This is a genomic window from Microvirga sp. 2YAF29 (genome assembly GCF_052114605.1).
Taxonomy (GTDB): Bacteria; Pseudomonadota; Alphaproteobacteria; order Rhizobiales; family Beijerinckiaceae; genus Microvirga.
On record NZ_JBFRFB010000006.1, the window covers coordinates 178,410 to 197,001 of the forward strand.

General features: G+C 62.6%; 15 protein-coding genes and 1 riboswitch. Of the genes, 8 read left to right on the forward strand and 7 right to left on the reverse strand.

The genetic code is table 11. The features are described from left to right. Window positions 1-40 precede the first annotated feature (40 nt). The gene (locus AB4Y85_RS10425; RefSeq protein WP_441984821.1) at window positions 41-1,354 is read right to left on the reverse strand and encodes an Hsp70 family protein; all 1,314 of its coding nucleotides are present in this window, start codon (window positions 1,352-1,354) and stop codon (window positions 41-43) included. A gap of 201 nt (window positions 1,355-1,555) precedes the next feature. On the opposite strand from AB4Y85_RS10425, the gene AB4Y85_RS10430 reads away from it, so the two are divergent. Beyond that, the gene (locus tag AB4Y85_RS10430) at window positions 1,556-3,892 is read left to right on the forward strand and encodes a Tex family protein (RefSeq protein WP_441984822.1); all 2,337 of its coding nucleotides are present in this window, start codon (window positions 1,556-1,558) and stop codon (window positions 3,890-3,892) included. 68 nt (window positions 3,893-3,960) lie between these two features. Here the strand turns inward: AB4Y85_RS10430 and AB4Y85_RS10435 are convergent, their stop codons facing one another. Further along, a complete protein-coding gene (locus AB4Y85_RS10435; protein ID WP_441984823.1) occupies window positions 3,961-5,742 on the reverse strand; it encodes an HWE histidine kinase domain-containing protein in 1,782 nt (593 codons plus the stop codon). 212 nt (window positions 5,743-5,954) lie between these two features. Beyond that, entirely contained in the window at window positions 5,955-7,163 is a 1,209-nt protein-coding gene (gene solA, locus AB4Y85_RS10440; RefSeq protein WP_441984824.1) for an N-methyl-L-tryptophan oxidase, read from the reverse strand. Between the two features lie 120 nt (window positions 7,164-7,283). Further along, a riboswitch (TPP riboswitch) is annotated at window positions 7,284-7,390 on the forward strand. 68 nt (window positions 7,391-7,458) lie between these two features. Here solA and thiB point away from each other — a divergent pair. The 7 genes from thiB (at window position 7,459) to nagA (ending at window position 14,719) form a co-directional block, all read left to right on the forward strand. Continuing rightward, window positions 7,459-8,463, forward strand: coding sequence for a thiamine ABC transporter substrate binding subunit (gene thiB / locus AB4Y85_RS10445; protein WP_441984825.1), 1,005 nt, complete (start codon window positions 7,459-7,461; stop codon window positions 8,461-8,463). Between the two features lie 9 nt (window positions 8,464-8,472). Beyond that, window positions 8,473-10,047, forward strand: a complete 1,575-nt coding sequence (locus AB4Y85_RS10450) for an ABC transporter permease subunit (RefSeq protein ID WP_441984826.1) — start codon at window positions 8,473-8,475, stop codon at window positions 10,045-10,047. Continuing rightward, on the forward strand, window positions 10,034-10,735 hold the full coding sequence (locus tag AB4Y85_RS10455) for a thiamine ABC transporter ATP-binding protein (protein WP_441984827.1): 702 nt from the start codon (window positions 10,034-10,036) through the stop codon (window positions 10,733-10,735). Before AB4Y85_RS10450 ends, AB4Y85_RS10455 begins: the two co-directional genes overlap by 14 nt. A gap of 142 nt (window positions 10,736-10,877) precedes the next feature. Then, on the forward strand, window positions 10,878-11,759 hold the full coding sequence (locus tag AB4Y85_RS10460; RefSeq protein ID WP_441984828.1) for a BadF/BadG/BcrA/BcrD ATPase family protein: 882 nt from the start codon (window positions 10,878-10,880) through the stop codon (window positions 11,757-11,759). Continuing rightward, window positions 11,756-12,535 carry a GntR family transcriptional regulator gene (locus AB4Y85_RS10465; protein ID WP_441984829.1) on the forward strand — a complete coding sequence of 260 codons (780 nt, stop codon included), beginning with the start codon at window positions 11,756-11,758 and terminating at the stop codon, window positions 12,533-12,535. The genes AB4Y85_RS10460 and AB4Y85_RS10465 overlap by 4 nt, the downstream gene beginning before the upstream one ends. Next, complete coding sequence (locus AB4Y85_RS10470; protein ID WP_441984830.1) at window positions 12,525-13,577, forward strand: SIS domain-containing protein; 1,053 nt, start codon at window positions 12,525-12,527, stop codon at window positions 13,575-13,577. Before AB4Y85_RS10465 ends, AB4Y85_RS10470 begins: the two co-directional genes overlap by 11 nt. Continuing rightward, window positions 13,577-14,719 (forward strand): N-acetylglucosamine-6-phosphate deacetylase, encoded by a 1,143-nt coding sequence (gene nagA, locus AB4Y85_RS10475; protein ID WP_441984831.1) that lies wholly within the window; start codon window positions 13,577-13,579, stop codon window positions 14,717-14,719. The genes AB4Y85_RS10470 and nagA overlap by 1 nt, the downstream gene beginning before the upstream one ends. On the opposite strand, the gene AB4Y85_RS10480 is transcribed toward nagA, so the two are convergent. From AB4Y85_RS10480 to AB4Y85_RS10495, 4 genes are all read right to left on the reverse strand, one after another. Then, window positions 14,716-15,117: a GNAT family N-acetyltransferase gene (locus tag AB4Y85_RS10480; protein WP_441984832.1), complete on the reverse strand. Its 402-nt coding sequence runs from the start codon at window positions 15,115-15,117 to the stop codon at window positions 14,716-14,718. The two genes, nagA and AB4Y85_RS10480, sit on opposite strands and share 4 nt — an antisense overlap. Before the next feature lie 35 nt (window positions 15,118-15,152). Next, on the reverse strand, window positions 15,153-15,977 hold the full coding sequence (locus tag AB4Y85_RS10485; RefSeq protein ID WP_441984833.1) for an ABC transporter permease: 825 nt from the start codon (window positions 15,975-15,977) through the stop codon (window positions 15,153-15,155). Between the two features lie 3 nt (window positions 15,978-15,980). After that, entirely contained in the window at window positions 15,981-16,928 is a 948-nt protein-coding gene (locus tag AB4Y85_RS10490) for an ABC transporter permease (RefSeq protein ID WP_441984834.1), read from the reverse strand. 68 nt (window positions 16,929-16,996) lie between these two features. Next, window positions 16,997-18,496 (reverse strand): ABC transporter substrate-binding protein, encoded by a 1,500-nt coding sequence (locus AB4Y85_RS10495; protein WP_441984835.1) that lies wholly within the window; start codon window positions 18,494-18,496, stop codon window positions 16,997-16,999. Window positions 18,497-18,592: the final 96 nt, after the last annotated feature.

Genomic DNA, 18,592 nt, shown 5'->3' on the forward strand with positions numbered 1-18,592 from the left:
TATTTCCCCATCTGCAAGCGTAATTTAATGCGCCAAAGGCCTAGCTTGTGTGAATAGCCCAGCGCCCCGGGTCTTCGGTCTGGCCGATCAGCGCCAATCCATAGGCGATCGATTCGAACTGGTCACCCGAGGCCAGACGCTCTTCCCCGAAGCGCTCTACGAAGAGATTGCGGATGGCAGGCACGAAGGAGGTGCCGCCGGTGAGGAAGACCTTGTCGATGCCGCCCGGCTTCACGCCGGCATTGGCCAGCGCCTCATCGACGGTCTGCGCGATCCGGTTCACGTCCTCCGCGATCCAACTCTCGAAATCCGCACGTGCGATGCGCGCCTTGATATCGACGCCCTCGCCATGGAAATGGAAGTCTGTCTCATCCTGGCTCGATAGCGCCACCTTCGTGGCGGAAACGGCGCGGTAGAGCGCGAAGCCGAGATCGTACTCGATGATGTCGATGAATTTCTCCAGCGGCTCAGGCTCCAGCGCCACGCGAGCCAGCTCGCGCAGCTCCTTCAGATCCCCGCTGCCCTTCATCATCGCCAGCTGATTCCAGCGCGCAAAATTGGCGTAGTAGTGGTTGGGAATCGCGAGGATCTTGCCCATGGAGCGATAGGAGCCGCCCTTGCCTAGACGCGGCGAGACCACACGGTCGACGATGCGGTAATCGAAGGCATCGCCCGCGATGCCGATACCGGAATGACCCAAGGGCTCAGCCCGCAGCACGCCGCTTCTGCGCGAAAAGCGCATGACGGAGAAGTCGCTCGTGCCGCCGCCGAAATCCGCGACGAGAACCGTGGAATCGTGTTCGAGCTGGCGCGCATAGAAAAAGGCCGCGCCGACGGGCTCATAGACATAACGCGCGTGATCGGCCCCGAGCTTACCAAACGCCGCGCGGTAGCGCTGCATCGCCAGGTCGTCATCGGGCTTGAAGCCCGCGAACTGCACCGGGCGGCCGATCACGACATTGCGCACACCCCAATCGAGCCGCGTTCCGCCATGGCGCGCAAGGGTGCGCAGGAAGGTGCTCAGCAGATCCTCGAAGCGGTAGCGCTCCCGGAAGATGCGGGTCTCCTGGAATGTCGCGCTGCCCGCGAAAGTCTTGAAGGATTGAATGAAGCGGTGGGCGTGCAGCCCCTCCAGGAACTGCTCGATGGCCCAGGGCCCACCCTCCACTTCGGTGCGCAAGCCGTTGCCGTGGCGCTCATCCCAGAAGCACAGGGCCGTCACATAGACCTTGAGGGCGTTCTCCCCGTGTTCAAAGGTCAGCGCCTCCACGTTCCCGCGCGAATCGGCAATCGCCACCACAGTGTTGCTGGTGCCGAAATCGATGCCGATGGACAGATCGTTGGGGGCGGACATGGCGGGCCTTGAGAATCTGGGGGCGAAGGGCCGGACGGTCTATACGCCAAGTCGCGACACGCCAAGCGTTTTCTCAGAAAACCGGCAAGCCGCCTCCCTCTAGGTCAACCTGCACTGCGACCCCGAAGCTGGGGACAGGCCGTTGACCCAGGGCCGCCCGGCACCGTAGAAGCCGCGCCTTAGCTTTACTCGGAGACTTCCATGCTTTCCATTGGCCAGCGCATCGCAAGCGAACTGAATGTCCAGGAATGGCAGGTCAAGGCGGCCGTCGACCTGCTCGACGGCGGCTCGACCGTGCCGTTCATCGCGCGCTACCGCAAGGAAGTCACCGGCACCCTGGACGATACGCAGCTGCGCACCCTGGACGAGCGCCTGCGCTACCTGCGCGAGATGGAGGACCGCCGGAAATCCATTCTCGACAGCATTCGCGAGCAGGGAAAGCTCACCGACGAACTGGCGCTCCAGATCAACAACGCCGATACTAAAGCGCGGCTAGAGGACCTCTATCTGCCCTATAAGCCCAAGCGGCGCACCAAGGCGCAGATCGCCAAGGAAGCCGGCCTTGAGCCTCTCGCTGACCTCATACTCACCGAGCCTCAGCGCGATCCGAAGGCGGAAGCCGTCGCTTTCGTGAATGCCGAGAAGGAAGTGGCGACGCCGGAAGCAGCGCTCGAAGGCGCACGCTCCATTCTCGTGGAGCGGTTCGCGGAGAACGCTGAGCTGCTGGGCGCCTTGCGCGACATCTACTGGGAGCGCGGCAGCATCACCTCGAAGGTGCGTGACGGCAAGAAGACCGATGGCGCGAAATTCGCCGATTATTTCGACTTCGCCGAGCCGCTGCCGAAGCTGCCCTCGCATCGTATCCTCGCGCTGTTTCGCGGCGAGAAGGAAGAGATCCTCGACCTTCGCATGGAAGAGGACAAGGATGCCGCCGAGCCCGGCTATGTGAGCCGCTACGAAGGCCGCACCGCCCTCGCCTTCGGCATCACCGACAAGGGCCGCCCGGGTGACAAATGGCTGCTCGACACGGTGCGCTGGGCGTGGCGCACGAAGCTGCGCTTCTCCATCGAGCTCGATATGAAGATGAAGCTGTGGCAGCTTGCCGAGGACGAGGGGGTGAAGGTCTTTGCCGGCAACCTGCGCGATCTTCTGCTCGCGGCGCCCGCAGGCACGCGCCCAACGCTCGGCCTCGATCCCGGCTTTCGCACCGGCGTAAAGGTCGCCGTGGTGGATGCCACCGGCAAGGTGGTGGGGACCGACACGATCTACCCGCATGAGCCGAAGCGGCAATGGGATGAATCGATTGCAACGCTCGCACGGCTCTGCCGCGTGCACAAAGTCGAGCTCATCGCCATCGGCAACGGCACCGCCTCACGCGAGACCGACAAGCTCGCAGGAGAATTGGTGACCAAGCATCCGGATCTGAAGCTCACCAAGATCATGGTGTCGGAAGCAGGCGCATCGGTCTATTCGGCCTCCGCTTTCGCGAGCCAGGAATTGCCGGATCTCGACGTCTCCATCCGCGGTGCGGTTTCGATTGCGCGGCGCTTGCAGGACCCGCTGGCGGAACTCGTGAAGATCGATCCGAAATCCATCGGCGTCGGCCAGTACCAGCACGATCTTGCCGAGCACAAGCTCTCGCGCTCCCTCGATGCGGTAGTGGAGGATTGCGTGAACGCGGTCGGCGTCGATCTCAACACGGCCTCCGCGCCGCTTTTGTCACGCGTGTCCGGCCTGGGTGAATGGGTAGCGAAGAACATCGTCGAGCATCGCAATGCCAAGGGGCCGTTCAGGACCCGCAAAGCCTTGAGCGATGTCTCGGGCCTTGGCCCCAAGACCTTCGAGCAGGCGGCGGGCTTCCTGCGAATCCCGAACGGCGACGATCCGCTCGATGCCTCCGGCGTGCACCCGGAAGCCTACCCGGTCGTGCGCCGCATTCTCGAAGCGACCAAGAGCGACATCAAGGTCGTGATCGGCAATGGCGCGGTGCTGAAGAAGCTCAATCCCCAAAGCTTCACGGACGAGAAATTCGGCGTGCCGACCGTCAAGGACATCCTGAGCGAGCTGGAAAAGCCCGGCCGCGATCCGCGTCCTGAATTCAAGACCGCCACCTTCATGGACGGCGTGGAAAAGATCAGCGACCTGAAGCCGGGCATGATGCTGGAAGGCGTGGTGACTAATGTCGCTGCCTTCGGCGCCTTCGTCGATGTCGGTGTCCACCAGGACGGCCTCGTGCACATCTCCGCGCTCTCGAACACCTTCGTGAAGGATCCGCGCGACGTGGTGAAGCCCGGCGATATCGTGAAGGTGAAGGTGCTGGAAGTAGACATTCCCCGCAAACGCATTGCGCTTACCATGCGCATGAGCGATTCCGCAGAGCCGCGCTCCGGCGACAACCGCAATGTCTCGCAGAAGTCGCGTCAGCAGATGAGCAGCAAGCCTGCGGCAGCACCTGCGGCGTCCGGCGCTCTCGCCGATGCGCTGCGCCGTGCCGGTCTCTCGGATGCCCCGGGTAGCGGTAAGAAAAGCCGCCGCTGATCGACGATCAGAAAAGCCCGCTCTCACTGTGAAGAGCGGGTTTTTCAATGTCGACACATGAAACCTGTTTATGCCAGCTTCGCGTTCGCGCGCAGGTAGTCGACCGTCTCCGCTTCCGGCAGCGGGAAGCTCAAGGTGCAGACGAGCCCGGGCGGCAGATAGTCGAGGGTCACCTCTCCACCGAGTTCGCGCGTCAAGCCACGCTCGATCAGACGCGAACCGAAACCTTTATGACTCGGCTTCTGCGTCAAGGGCCCGTCGCTCTCACTCCATTTGAGCACGAAATGAGGCCCAGCCGGCGTAGGCACGAGGTTCCAACTGACACGAACCTCGCCGGCATCGAGCGAGAAAGCGCCATATTTGGCAGCATTCGTCGCAAGCTCATGGAAGGCCATGGCGAGCGGCAGGGCGACCCGTGGAGGCAGTTGAAGCGGCACTCCCTCGCTCTTGTAACGCGCTACGTGGTCGCGCCGATAAGGCGCCAGCGCCTCGTCCAGGATGTCCTGTATATTCGCGCCTTCCCAGTTCTCGCGCGTCAGAACATCGTGCGTCTTCGACAAGGCGAAGAGGCGCGCCTCGAATGCCGCGCGCCCGGCCTGCGGGTCGCCGAGCTTGAAGCTGTGGGCCGCAATGGATTGTACGGTTGCCAGGGTGTTCTTGACCCGATGGTTGAGCTCGTTGATCAGCAGCCGCTGGCGCGCGTCGGCGCGCGCGCGCTCGACGGCCGCCCATGTCCGCTCGGCTACATCCTGGCAGAGATCGATCTCGCTTGCCGTCCATCGACGCTTCGTCGTGTTGTGAACATAGAGAGCGGCGCGCAACTCGCCTTCCTTGACGAGGGATACGACGATGGTGGCCGGGTTCTGCAACGCGACGAAGACGTCCGAGGATTCGCTGACACGAGGATCGGTGAGTGCATCGTCTATAACCAGGGTACGGCCCGCTCTCATCTCGTCGCACACGAAATCGCCGAAGGGCGTGAGCGGGTGACGGCCGACCATGCAGGGCATGCCCTCCGCATGCCAGTCGACGAGCGTCGAGAGCATCATCGTGGCATGGTCGATCTCGCCATAGCCTAAGCGCGTCACGCCGAGGTGCTTGCCGAGCGCTTCGGACACCGCCGACAGAATGTCATCGGGCCGCACCAGCTCGCGGATCCGATCGCTGAGACTCAGGAGAAAACGCTCGCGGACTTCGTTCTCCTTGCTCGGAGTAATGTCGAGGGTCACGATAACCGTGCGGAGCGGCTTGCCCAACGTACCCGCGAGTGACTGCCCGCGCATCTGGAGCCAGCGGACGGAGCTGTCGTCCCTGATGATGCGATACTCTGCCGTGAGCGGCTCGAGCGTGCGGGGAAGCTGCTTGACCTTCCACTCCATCTCCTCCCGATCCTCGGGATGGAGCACGTCGAGCCAGGCTTTGAAGGGGTTGGGCTCGTTTCCTGCCGCAGTGATGCCCGTGAGCGTGAACGTCTGATGCGACCAGCTGATCTCGCCGGTCGAATGATCCCAGTCCCAGATGCCAAGGCCCGCGACGTCCTGGGCGATCTGAAGGCGCTCTTCGCCCTCTCTAAGGCTTTTCAGAACCGTCTCACGCTCCGCCTCGCGCTGGCTGAGTTTGCTGATGATGTCGTTGAAGGTGGTGCTCAGGTGACCAATGGGCGTCCCGGGATCGGGCACAGTGACCCTTGTCTGCAAATCCCCATGCCGCCATTGATCGACGGCCTTATAGAAACTCCTGTATCGCCGCTTTACTGACACGCGCCCGGCCAGCCAGGCGGCCGTGACGGCGAGGCAAAGAATGAGTAGGTAGGCCAAGGCCCGCCAATCCATGAGCGGCAGATCAACCATTCCCTGAACCCGTCATCCCTCTGCCATCTGTGATTATCGCAGGTCGCGACGAGGCTCGCTTTTGATCGTTGATCCGAGCTGCGAAAGCAATGGCATGCCCTCCCTGCGCGTGTGCGCCTCACTCAAGCTGGAGCAGCAAGCGGACGGGGCAAGGGATGAAGCGCGGCGGGAATTCAAAAGCCTTTGATCCATGCTCGTTCTCGATGCCGTTTTCATGACATTACCGAAGCATTTCGCTCTTGCCGCGCATTGAAACGGGCCAAGGTGAAGGCAGACATGTCGATTGAGCCCTCTTCCGCAATCACACATTGCGACACCATTTCACCGATCGCAGCCGAATGCTTGAAACCGTGCCCCGAGCAGGGCGAGACGACGAGGATGCGATCGCTCTCCGGATGATGATCGATCAGGAAATGTGAATCCGGCGTGATCGTATAAAGACATGTTGCCGACTTCACCGCTTTCGCGGAAAGGCCCTGCACCCTGCCGTTCAGGTGAACGCCACGCATGGCGACCGCTTCATCGGGAGTAACGATGCGCTCGATATCGTCCGGCGTGGTGAAAGCTTCATATTGCTCGCCTGCGGTCTTGACCGCATTCGTGCCGCGCAAGCATGGGAAGCCATAGAAGAAGTCGTTCGGCTTCGAGCCATGGAGCCAGATGAAGACGGGACTCGCCTCCCAGTTTCTCGCCCAGCCGGGTTCGATCTCGAACCAATGCATGACCTGCCGGGCCGGGGCGAGAAGGCGGTCGAACGGCGCGCCGAGCAATTTCGCCGCCCATGGGCCCGCGGAGACAACCGCCTGCCCGGCAAGCAAGTCTCCCCGATCCGTCACGATGCGCACGCCCGAGCCTTCAGGCCCGATCGCCAGTACCCGTGTGCCGAGCCGCATGGTGGCTCCAAGGGCCTGGGCCTGGTTGAGCTGCGCGGCCACACAGCGCTCGGGATCGAGATACCCGCCGCCAGCTTCGAAATAGCCGATCTCGTCCTCACGCGGCGTGAATTGCGGAAAGCGGCGGCGAATGTCGTCCGCACTCAGCATTTCATGGGCAATGCCGTATTTTTCCGCGGCCTGCCGGGTGCGGTCGAGGAAAGCTACGTGGATATGGCCGCGAGTCGCGGGCTTCACGGCATCAACGATCAGGCAGCCGCTCCGGACCAGAAGCCGCTTCCCCGTCTCGGCCTCAAGGTCTTTCCAGATCTCATGGGCGCGCATGGCCATGGGAACATAGACCTCGCCTTCGCCGATGGCTTGGCGGGTGATGCGGGTCTCTCCGTGGGTCGAGCCCTGATCATGGGGCGGGTGGAAACGGTCGATTCCCAATGCTTTCACGCCCCGCCGCGCAAGCTGGTAAAGGGCAGCGGAGCCCATCGCCCCCAGGCCTATTACGGCAACATCGGCGGAAATATCATTATCCATTACGTAATATTATCCAGGATGCGTTTCTCTATTCCAAGCAGAATCCTATGCCTCCCGCAAGGGCAGCCATTCCCCGATAATCCGCCAGCTTGTCCCCCGCCCTGAACTGCTTTAGAAACAACCTGTCTCACGGGGAGCCTCACACGGGGCTGAGAGGTGGCATGGCCGCCGACCCGTCGAACCTGATCCGGGTCATGCCGGCGGAGGGAATGAGCATGCGACATCGCAGACAACACTGCGCCCCGTGCGAGTTGTGCCGCCAACCCGGCTTACATCATGCATGGGAGCAACCTTGATGTTACGCCGAATCCTTCTCACCCTTGCCTCCGTCGCGCTCGCGAGCAGCGTCGCGCATGCGCAGGGCAAGCCTGCCCTGACGGTCTACACCTATGGCTCGTTCGCCGGGAAATACGGCCCCGGCAAGACGGTCAAGGAGCGCTTCGAGGCCACTTGCGGCTGCGAGCTCAACTGGGTGACCGCCGAGGATGCAGGCAGCCTCGTCGGGCGCCTGCGCCTCGAAGGCACGAATACGAAGGCCGATGTGGTCGTCGGCCTCGACATGAACCTTGCCGCCGAAGCCAAGGCCCTGAACATGTTCGCGCCCCATGGCACCGACGTGAAGGGTCTCTCGGTGCCGATCACCTGGAGCGACGACACCTTCATCCCCTTCGACTGGGGCTATTATGCCTTCGTCTACGACGCCAATAAGCTCAAGAACCCGCCCAAAAGCCTGAAGGAACTCGTCGAGAACCCCAACGGCCCGAAGGTCGTGCTGCAGGATCCGCGCACCAGCGCGCCCGGCCTCGGCCTGCTGCTGTGGATGCAGAAAGTCTATGGCGATAAGGCCCCCGAGGCTTGGACCCAGCTGAAGCCGCGCATCGTGACCTTCACCAAGGGCTGGTCGGAAGCCTATGGCCTGTTCCTGAAAGGCGAGGCCGACATGGTGATGTCCTACACCACGTCACCTGCCTATCACATCGCCGCCGAGCAGAAGAACAATTACAAGGCCGCCGCCTTCGCGGAGGGCCACTATCTGCATGTGGAACTCGCGGGCATGACCAACACCACCAAGCAGCCGGAGCTTGCCAAGAAGTTCATGGCTTTCGTGCTCAGTGAGCCCTTCCAATCCGCCATGCCCGAAGGCAATTGGATGATGCCGGCGAAGACTCCGGCTGCGGGCCTTCCCGCTTCGTTCAAGGATCTGGTGCAGCCCAAGACAGCTCTGATCTTCACGCCGGAAGAGGTGCAGCAGAACCGCCGCGCCTTCACGGATGCCTGGCTCAACGCCACGGCGCGCTAAAACAGACACATGACACGTACACTGCCGCATCCGGGAAGCATCGTCGCTTTCGCCATTCTGGCCCTGGTTGCGGGCAGCTTCATCACGCTTGCTACATTCGATGGAGGAAGGCCCGCGCTTTTCTCCATCGGACCTTATCTCACGCGGGTCATCACCTTCTCGGTAGTCCAGGCCGCACTCTCCACTATTCTGTCGCTTGCACTGGGCATCGTTCTCGCGCTTGCCCTGTCACGCCGGCGCTTCATCGGGCGCGACTTCGTGCTGGCGATCTTAGGCACAACGATGGTGATGCCGACTATCGTCTCCGTGTTCGCGGTGTTCACCGTCTATGGCCGCAGCGGATGGGTTGCCGGTTTCCTGTCGGCTCTCGGCTGGAGCGGAGATTTCAGCATCTTCGGCTATCCCGGCATTCTCATCGCGCACGTGTTTCTCAATGCTCCCTTCGTAGCGCGCATCCTGCTCGATTCCCTGAACCAAGTGCCTGCCGAGCATTGGCGACTGGCATCCGCGTTCGGCTTCTCACCTGCACAGATACTCCGCCACCTCGACTGGCCTGCGCTTCGCGCGGAGTTGCCAGGACTCACCGGACTGATCTTCCTGCTGACGTTCAAGAGCTTTGCTATCGTTCTCGCACTGGGCGGCGGTCCGAGCCGTTCAACCTTGGAAGTAGCGATCTTCGAAGCCCTCAAGATCGATCTCGATTTCGGCCGCGCCGCATGGCTTGCACTCATCCAGCTCGCGATCTGCCTCTCTCTTACCGGTGCTCTCCATTGGGCCTTTCAACGGCCGCCCGCTGCTCATACCATTCGCTCGATCATCCTTCGGCCCGATGCCCGCAACCGGAGCCTGAAAGTTCTCGATGCGGTGGTGTTGATTGTCGGCACGCTCTTCATTGCCCCCCTGGCACTGAGCATTCTCGGCGGCCTGTGGAACATTGCAGAAGTGGCTGACAGCGATCTTCTTCAGGCTTTCGCGACAAGTCTCCTGATTGCCATCTGCGCCGCCACGCTCGCCTGCATGCTCGCCCTAGCGCTGGCCTCCGCCGCGCGACGCCATCGCTTCGCCATGCGATCTCCGCGCCTTGCGGCAATCTACGACTTCCTGCCCGACACACTGCTCGCGGTACCGCCCTTTGCGCTGACGGCAGGTCTGTTCCTGCTGATACGCCAGTTTGGAGATCCGTCTACAATCGGTTTCATCCTGCTGCCTCTCATCAATGGCCTGACCGCCATGCCTTTCGCCTATCGTTATATCGCGCCGCGTCTCATGACGACGGAGGAACGCTACGGACGCGTCGCCGCTTCGCTTGGCATTACGGGATTCTCTAAGCTCACGATCATGGATTGGCCCGTGCTCAAGCGCCCGCTCGGTGCGGGCTTTGCGCTTGCCATGGCGCTGTCATTCGGCGATTTCGGCATCATCGCTTTGTTCGGCGGAACCGATCTGGTCACCCTGCCCTATCTTCTCTATGAACGTCTCGGAGCTTACCGGCTCGATGAAGCCTCCGCCATCGGGCTCGTCATAGTGCTCGTCGCTCTTCTCCTTGCTCACGCCTCAGGTCGCTTGTCCCATGCTGGTGATTGAGAATTGCCGTCTCACATGGCCCGACTTCGAGGCCGACTACACCATGAGCGTCGAAACCGGCGCTCTGTGCGCCGTCATCGGCCCGTCGGGCGGCGGCAAGACTACTCTGCTGCACATGATCGCCGGTTTCGAGACGCCGGAAAGCGGAACGCTCACTCTCAACGGACGAAATCTCCTGCCGCTCGAGCCCGCGAAGCGACCCGCGGCCATCGTGTTCCAGGACCATAACCTGTTTCCCCACCTCACCGCCCTGCAGAACGCGGCCCTAGGGCTGCGTCCCTCACTCAGCATGGGCGCCGAAGATCGCAACCTGGTCAGCGGCATGCTGGGGGCGGTGGGCCTGAAGGGCTTCGAGGAACGCAAGCCCGGCGAGATGTCAGGCGGCCAACGCCAGCGGGTTGCATTGGCGCGGGCTCTGGTGTCTGGCCGTCCGCTGATCCTGCTCGACGAGCCCTTCAGCAGCCTCGACCCTGTTCTTCGCCGCGACATGGTCCAACTGGTGGATCGCCTGCGCCGTGAGCGAGGCGTCACCGTTCTCATGACCATCCATACGCCCGAGGACGTGGCGGACATCGCGGACCAAATGGCCTTCGTCGCCGATGGCCGGGTCGTGGCTACCGGGACGCCGGCCTCCATTCTCGACAGCGCGCTCGCACCCAGGATCGCGGCTGCGGTATCCGATTCCTGAAGGAATGAGTGACCTTATATTGGTATGCAATCCGCTTGCTTTGCAGAAGACTGGGTATTCCAACGCGGCGGCTCTTCACGAACTGGATATTAAGTGGCATTGTACAGGTCTCTAATCTCGGACCTTGAGACCTATCTTTCCCATGAGTGAGTCCTTCTTCCTCGGCATTGACGGCGGTGGCACCAAGTGCCGGGCCCGCCTGCGCGATGCGAAGGGCAATCTCCTTGGGGAAGGCACGGGCGGGCCCTCCAATATCCGGCTCGATCCCGATATGGTCTGGGCTTCCATTCTCACCGCCTGCCGCGAGGCGCTGGCACAGGCCGGGCTTCAGGATAGCGATCTGAAGGCCACCCATGCAGGCATGGGCGCCGCCGGAGCAGGGCAGACCAGCGCCGTCGAGCGGCTTCTCTCCCGCCCCCATCCTTTCGCGAGCTTCGCCATCGACACCGATGCGCATACTGCCTGGCTCGGCGCCTTCAATGGCGGCGACGGGGCGATCCTCATCGTCGGCACGGGCTCCTGCGGCTATGGCGGCGCCAATGGGCAATGTCATTATGTAGGCGGCTGGGGCTACGAAATTTCCGATGAGGGCAGCGGTTCCACCATCGGCCGCGAGGTTCTGCGCCGCAGCGTGTGGGCTCAAGACGGTCGCATTCCCTCGAGCCCACTCTCCGAAGCCGTGCTGCGCGATTTCAACAACAGTCTCGAAGCCATGATTGATTGGGTCGGCAAGGCTAGGCCCAGCGATTACGCGACCTATGCGCCTCTCGTGCTGGAGCACGCCAACCGGCGCGATCCGTTGGGCATGGCCATCATCGAGGAGGCGGCCACCGGAGTCGCGCGCATTGCAACCCGTCTTCTCGAACTCAGCGCGCCGGCCATCTGTCTTTTCGGCGGACTCGCCGAGCCATTGAAGCCCTGGCTTCCGCCTCCGCTCCAGACGGTTATCGTGCCTCCCGCAGCGGATGCCCTGGACGGCGCCATTCTCCTGGGGCGCGAAGCCTCGAAGCGGAGGCCCAAATGACCGGTCAGACCTCTGAAGCATTCTCCCTGCCGCTGGATGAAGCCAATCCCACGCCGCTTTATCTCCAGCTTCAGCAATCCATCGAGGAAGCGGTCCGCAAGGGCTCGCTGAAGGCCGACGATGCGCTGCCCGGCGAGCGCGATCTCGCCAAGCAGCTCGGCATTTCGCGCGTCACCGTGCGCAAGGCCATCACCGGACTCGTGAAGAAGGGCGTGCTCGTGCAGCGCTGGGGCTCTGGCACCTTCATTGCGCCGCAGATGCGTCTCGAACAGCCGCTCTCACGCCTGTCGAGCTTCACGGACGACATGTCCGCACGCGGCATGCAATCCTCCGCTGTCCTGCTCAGCCGCTCGACCGGCCAAGCTTCTCCGGATGAGCTCATGGCTCTCGGCCTCTCTCCCGGTGAGACGGTGAGCCGCGTCAATCGCCTGCGCCTTGCCAATGACATTCCCATGGCCATCGAGCATGCGGTCATCCCCTCGCGCTTCCTGCCCGATCCCGCACTTGTGAAGCAGTCTCTCTATTCCGCATTGCACGAGCAGGGCTTCATGCCGAGCCGCGCGCTGCAACGCTTGCACGCAGTATTGTTAAACGAGGAACAGGCGTCCCTGCTTCTCGTTCCACCTGAGAGCCCTGCTCTCTACATCGAACGTCGCTCGTTTACGGCAACGGGCGAAGTCGTCGAGTTCACCTCGTCCTACTACCGGGGCGATGCCTATGATTTCGTGGCCGAGCTGACCATCAGCCAGCCCGAACGGATCCAGAATGATGCCTGATCTCAACAATCCTGCTTCCATGACGGCCATGCTGAGCGAGGCCCGCGAAGCGCCGCAGGTGGTAGCCCGCCTTCTCGAACGCAACGCGGATCTCTGCCGCGATCTCGGCGATCGCCTGCGCGCATCCCCGCCGCCCTTCGCGGTCACCTGCGCGCGCGGCAGCTCCGACAACGCGGCGACCTTCGTGAAATACCTGCTCGAAATTCATTCGGGTCTCGTTACCGCCTCCGTCGGTCCGTCCGTCACCTCCGTCTACGAGGCGCGCCCGCGCATGCGCGATGCGCTGTTCCTTGCCGTCTCGCAATCGGGCCGCAGCCCGGACATTCTCAATCTGGCGCAGGCCGGACGGGACGATGGCGCGCTCACGGTCGCGCTCGTCAACGACACCACGTCTCCGCTCGCCTCCACTTGCGAAGTGGTGCTGCCACTACATGCGGGCCCGGAAAAGAGCGTCGCCGCCACCAAATCCTTCATCGCTGCCCTGGCCGCGGGCTTCCAGCTCGTGGCGCATTGGTCGAAGGACAAGGAATTGCTGGCCGCTCTCGACACCCTTCCCGATGTGCTCGACAAGGCCGCCGCCATCGACTGGTCACCGGCTCTCGCAGAGCTGTCGGAGGCCAACAACCTCTTCGTCGTCGGTCGCGGCGTCGGCTTTGCGGCGGCGCAGGAAGTGGCGCTGAAGCTGAAAGAGACATCTGGCATCCATGCTGAGGCGATGAGCGCGGCCGAGCTGATGCATGGCCCATGGACGCTCGCCGGCGATCACTTCCCGATTCTCGTGCTCAGCCAGCGCGACGAAACTCTGAACGGCGTGAACGATCTCGTGACGAAGCTCAACGAACAGGGCGTTCCCGTTGTCGTCGCGGGCGCGGCCGAAGGGCCCGCTTCCGTCATGCTGCCGTCGGTCGAGAACGTGCATCCCTATCTGGCGCCGATTGCGATGATCCAGAGCTTCTATCCGCTCGTGAACGCTATTGCGCAGGCGCGCGGTCGCAATCCCGACAACCCGCCTCGCCTGCGCAAGGTGACGGAGACGGTCTGATGCCGATTGCCCTCACAGGCGCCCGTCTTTTCGACGGAATCCACATGTTCGAAGGCCGCGCGGTCGTCATCGAGAATGGCCGCGTAATCGCCGTACCTCTTGAGCAGGATGTCGGCGCAGGCATCGAGCAGCGCCGCATCGAGGGCCTGCTCGCTCCGGGCTTCATCGACGTGCAAGTGAATGGCGGCGGCGGCGTCCTGTTCAACGATGCGCGCAGCGTGGATGCCATCCGCACCATCGCTTCCGCTCATCGTACCTACGGCACCACGGGCCTGCTGCCCACGTTCATCACCGATACCCGTGAGACGATGGCGGAGGCCGTGAACGCCATGCGTGACGCGCTCGCCGCGCGTATCCCCGGCGTTCTCGGAATCCATCTCGAAGGCCCCTTCATCAATCCGGAGCGCAAAGGCGTGCACAACCCCACCTTCATGCGCCCCATGGAGGATGAGGACATCGCGATCATGACCTCCCTGACGGAGGGAAGGACGATCGTGACGCTGGCGCCCGAGCGCAACAGCATGGAATCCGTCGCGCGGCTCGCCGCCGCCGGTGTCCTGATCTGTGCCGGGCATACCGCGGGCGATTACGACACGATGACGAAAGCGCTCCGCTACGGCCTGAGGGGTTTCACGCATCTCTATAATGCCATGCCGCCGCTCGCCGGGCGTGAGCCCGGCCCCGTAGGCGCGGCTCTCGACAGCCACGATACGTGGTGCGGCATCATCGTCGATGGCTACCACGTGAGCGATGCATCCTTACGCATCGCCATCGCGGCCAAGGGCGCCGAGCACATGATGCTGGTGAGCGATGCCATGTCGGTGACAGGCACTGATATCGAGAGCTTCGACCTGCACGGCCGCACGATCTATCGCAAGGACGGGAAGCTCACGACGGAAGACGGCACGCTTGCCGGTTCCGACCTCGACATGGCAAGCGCCGTGCGAAACAGCGTCGAGCGGCTGGACCTTGCCCTTCCCGACGTGTTGCGCATGGCCTCTCTGGTGCCGGCGACATTCCTGAAGCTCGATCACGAGCTGGGACGCATCGCACCCGGGTACCGCGCCGATTTCGTGCTGCTCGATGAGCATCTGCACGTGCAGAACACCTGGATCAATGGCGAAGCGCTGAACGAGGCTTAAGGGCTTTTCTCGTAAAAGACGAAGCTGCGCCGTTTCCCTGCGAAGTCGCGCTCGTACTCGCGTGCGATGCGCCAGCCATGGCGCTCATAGAAGCGGCGCGCACCATGATTGTCGCGAAAGCATTCAAGGGTACGCGCGCCTTTTAGCTCTGCCTCTCGCAAAAGAAGTGCACCCCCGCCGTGCCCGCTGGCGGCAGGATTCATGAACAGCATGTCGATATGGCCGTCGGTCATCAACAAGAATCCGGTAAGGCGATTTCCTGTGACGGATACGAGCATGCGCGGCCATGCATGGGCGAAGCGGGCCATGAAGAAGGCGATGTCGCGGCCTTCCAGCACCTCCGCTTCAAGAATAGCAGCGAAGGCTGCGCTGTAGGAAGCCTGCGCGATGGCGGCCAATGAGGGGATGTCGTCAGGCTTTGCCGCGCGAATCTTCACGGCTGACCTCTGAGGCGTGGATCAAGCGTATCGCGAAGCGCATCGCCCAACAGATTGAACCCGAAGGAGAGGAAGAGAATGGCAAAGCCCGCGAAGATCGCGCTCCACGGCRACAGCATAAGGAAATTGCGCCCTTCCGACAGCATGAGGCCCAGCGAAGGCGTAGGCGGCTGCGTGCCTAGGCCCAGGAAGGAGAGGGATGCTTCCACCAGGATCGCCGCCGAGAGCAGCAGGCTCGTCTGAACGAGGATGACGGAGGCGAGGTTCGGCAGGATGTGCAGGAAGATGATGCGCGCATCCGACGCGCCGATCGCTCTGGCCCCCGCCACATATTCGCTCTCGCAGAGAACGAGCGCGGGGCCGCGCAGCAAGCGCGCGAAGATCGGCGTATAGACCACGGCGATGGCGGCGGCGGCACTGTAGGTATGCGGCCCCAAAACCGCAATGATGCCGATGGCGAGCAGCATTACAGGGAAGGCGAAGAGCACGTCCATGATGCGCATGACGATGCGGTCGAGCCAGCCGCGATAATAGGCAGCAACGAGCCCGAGCGTACCACCGGCGAGAAGCGCGATGCCGACTGCAAGGATGCAGGCGATGAGGGACGTGCGATAACCGTAGAGAATGCGGGTGAGCACATCGCGCCCGAGCTGATCGGTGCCGAGCCAGTTGAGTTCGGTGGGACCGCGCAACCGCCGGGCCACGCTCTGCGCCATAGGATCGTAGGGCGCAAAGATCGGCGCACCGATAGCAAGGATCAGTTGGACCGCGACCAGAATGACGGCGAAGGTGAGAAGTTTGTTCTTGGCCAGCTGCTTCACGGCTCAAGCCCTCACGCGCGGATCGACAATCATGTAGAGAAAGTCGACGAGGAAGTTCACGATCACGAAGCCGGCGGTCACCACCAGAATTGTGGCCTGGATCAAGGGATAGTTGCGCTCCGCAATCGCGCCGAGGATCAAGCGACCGAGGCCGGGAATGGCGAAGACCTGTTCCACGACGATGGCGCCGCCGAGCAGGTAGCCGGTCATGATGCCGACGCTGGTGAGAAACGGGATGAGCGCATTTCGCAGCGCATGCTTGTAGACCACCTTCCGCTCCGACAGTCCTTTCGCCCGCGCGGTGCGGACATAATCCTGCCCCAGCGCATCAAGCATGGCCGAACGCACGAGGCGGGAGAGGTTGGCGAGGATCGGCAAAGCCAGCGCGAAGGCGGGCAACATCATGCGCTGGAGGTTGCCGAGTGGATCTTCCGAGAACGGCACATAGCCGAGCGATGCAAAACTCGGCGCGAGCGAGGAAAGCAGCAAGATCATCACGATGCCGAGCCAGAAGGATGGGATCGTGAGGCCCGCAATAGCGCCGATGCGCATCGCCACATCCGCAGCCCCCCCGCGCGTCTGCGCCATCAGGCAGCCGACTGGCACTGCGAGCACCGCGCCGACGACGAGCGAGAGGAAGGTCAGTTCCAGGGTCGGCCAAAGGTGATTGATGATCTCGGTGGAGACAGGGCGCCCGGTCCATAGCGAAACGCCGAAATCGCCGCGAAGCGCGGAGCCGGCCCAGGTCAGGTATTGCTCGATGATCGGCCGGTCGAGCCCGACGCGGCGGTTGAGTTCCGCCATGCGCTCGGGCGTGATCTCGGTATTGGCGCCCAGCATGATCGCCACAGCATCGCCGGGGATCAGGCGGATCATCAGGAACACGATGATCGACACGCCGAACAGCACGATAACGAGATCGATGAGACGCGCGAGCAGGACTCGGTTCATGCGGGCAAGCTCTCTCAAAAAAAGAAAGCACCGGCGCAGGCAAGCCGCGCCGGTGCCGTGGATTGCTCTTAGTACGATGCGTTGCGCAGCAGCATGAGCGAGCGGTTCGGCATCACGTCATAGCCCTGCAGTTTGCTGTTCATGGCGGAGAACAGCGTGCCATAGGTCAGGTGAGCCACGGGACCCGAGCATGCGAGCTTCTTCTGAACAGCGTCATACGCGGTCTTGCGCTCGGCCTGGTTCGACAGAGTGCGCGCCTTGTCGAGCAAACCGTCGATCTCCGCATCCGAGTACTTGAACACGTTGGTCGAGCCGCCTGTGCGGAACGTGCGGTAGAAATACTCGTCCGGATCAGGCTGGCCGGCATTGATGGAGGCGAACATGTCGAAGTTGCTGTTGCGCCAATCCTGAATGAACTGGCCCTGCTCCTGGTTGACGAGCTCGACCTTGAAGCCGGCCTTGTTCAGTTGCTCCTGCACCACCTGGGCCACATCCTTGATGTCCTGGCGCGGCAGGACCTTCATGGAGACAGTGACCGGCGTGGCAACACCCGCTTCCTTCAGAAGCGCCTGCGCCTTCGCCGGATCGTGGGTGTAGCAGCCGAACTGGTTCACATCGAGCGCCCAGGACTTGAGCGCCGGCGAGAGCGGACCGCCGGGAACGCCCGCGCCGAAGAGAGCCGCGTCCACGATCTCCTTGCGGTTGATGGCGTAGTTCACGGCCTCGCGCACCTTCGGGTTATCGAAGGGCGGCTTCGACACGTTCATGCCGATGAGCGTGTAGGCGAGATCCATGGTCTCGGCGAGCTTCACGTTCGGCTTGCCCTTGAGCTGCAGCGCGGTCGCTGCGTCGATATTGGGCAGAAGCGCATATTGGCCGTTGGTCAGGCCCACCTGGCGGGTGGCCGATTCAGGCACGATGTTGAACTTGAGGCCGGCGAGCTTCGGCAAGCCCTTTTCCCAATAGGCGTCATTCTTGCTGAGCAGGATGAAGCCGTTGGGTTGCCATTCCTGGAACTTGAACGGACCCGTGCCGACCGGCTCCTTCTGGAGGGCATCCTTGTTGGCTTCCATGGAGCGCGGCACGATGGCGATGGTGGCGAGCGAGCTCAGGAGAGCCGCGGACGGCTCCTTCAGCTTCAACTCGACGGTCTGAGCGTCGACCGCATTGGTGCTCTCGACAGCCGACAGGCGGCTGGCCAGCGGCGAGGCGATGTCCTTGCTGAGCAGGCGCTTCACGGAAGCCACCACGTCTGCCGCCTCAAAGGGCGAGCCGTCGTGGAATTTCACGCCCGAGCGCAGCTTGAAGGTATAGGTCTTGCCGTCCGGCGCGACGGTCCAGGATTCGGCAAGGCTCGGAATGACCTTGAGATCCTTGTCGATGGCGGTGAGGCCCTCATAGATATTGCCGTTCACCACCATGAAGCTTGGAAAGGCGGTAATGAGATGAGGATCGAGGCCGGTGGGGCCGAGATCCGCTCCGATCTCAAGGACCTGAGCCGAGGCAGAGGCCATTGCCGCCACCATGATACCCGCGCTCAATGTGCTGCGCAGCGCTGACCTGAACATGCGTCTTTTCTCCCTTGGAAACCGCTAGCAATTTATAGGACACCTTCCTGCACCTGTCATGGTCCAATATCATACCACTCTGGACCAGTCCGACGC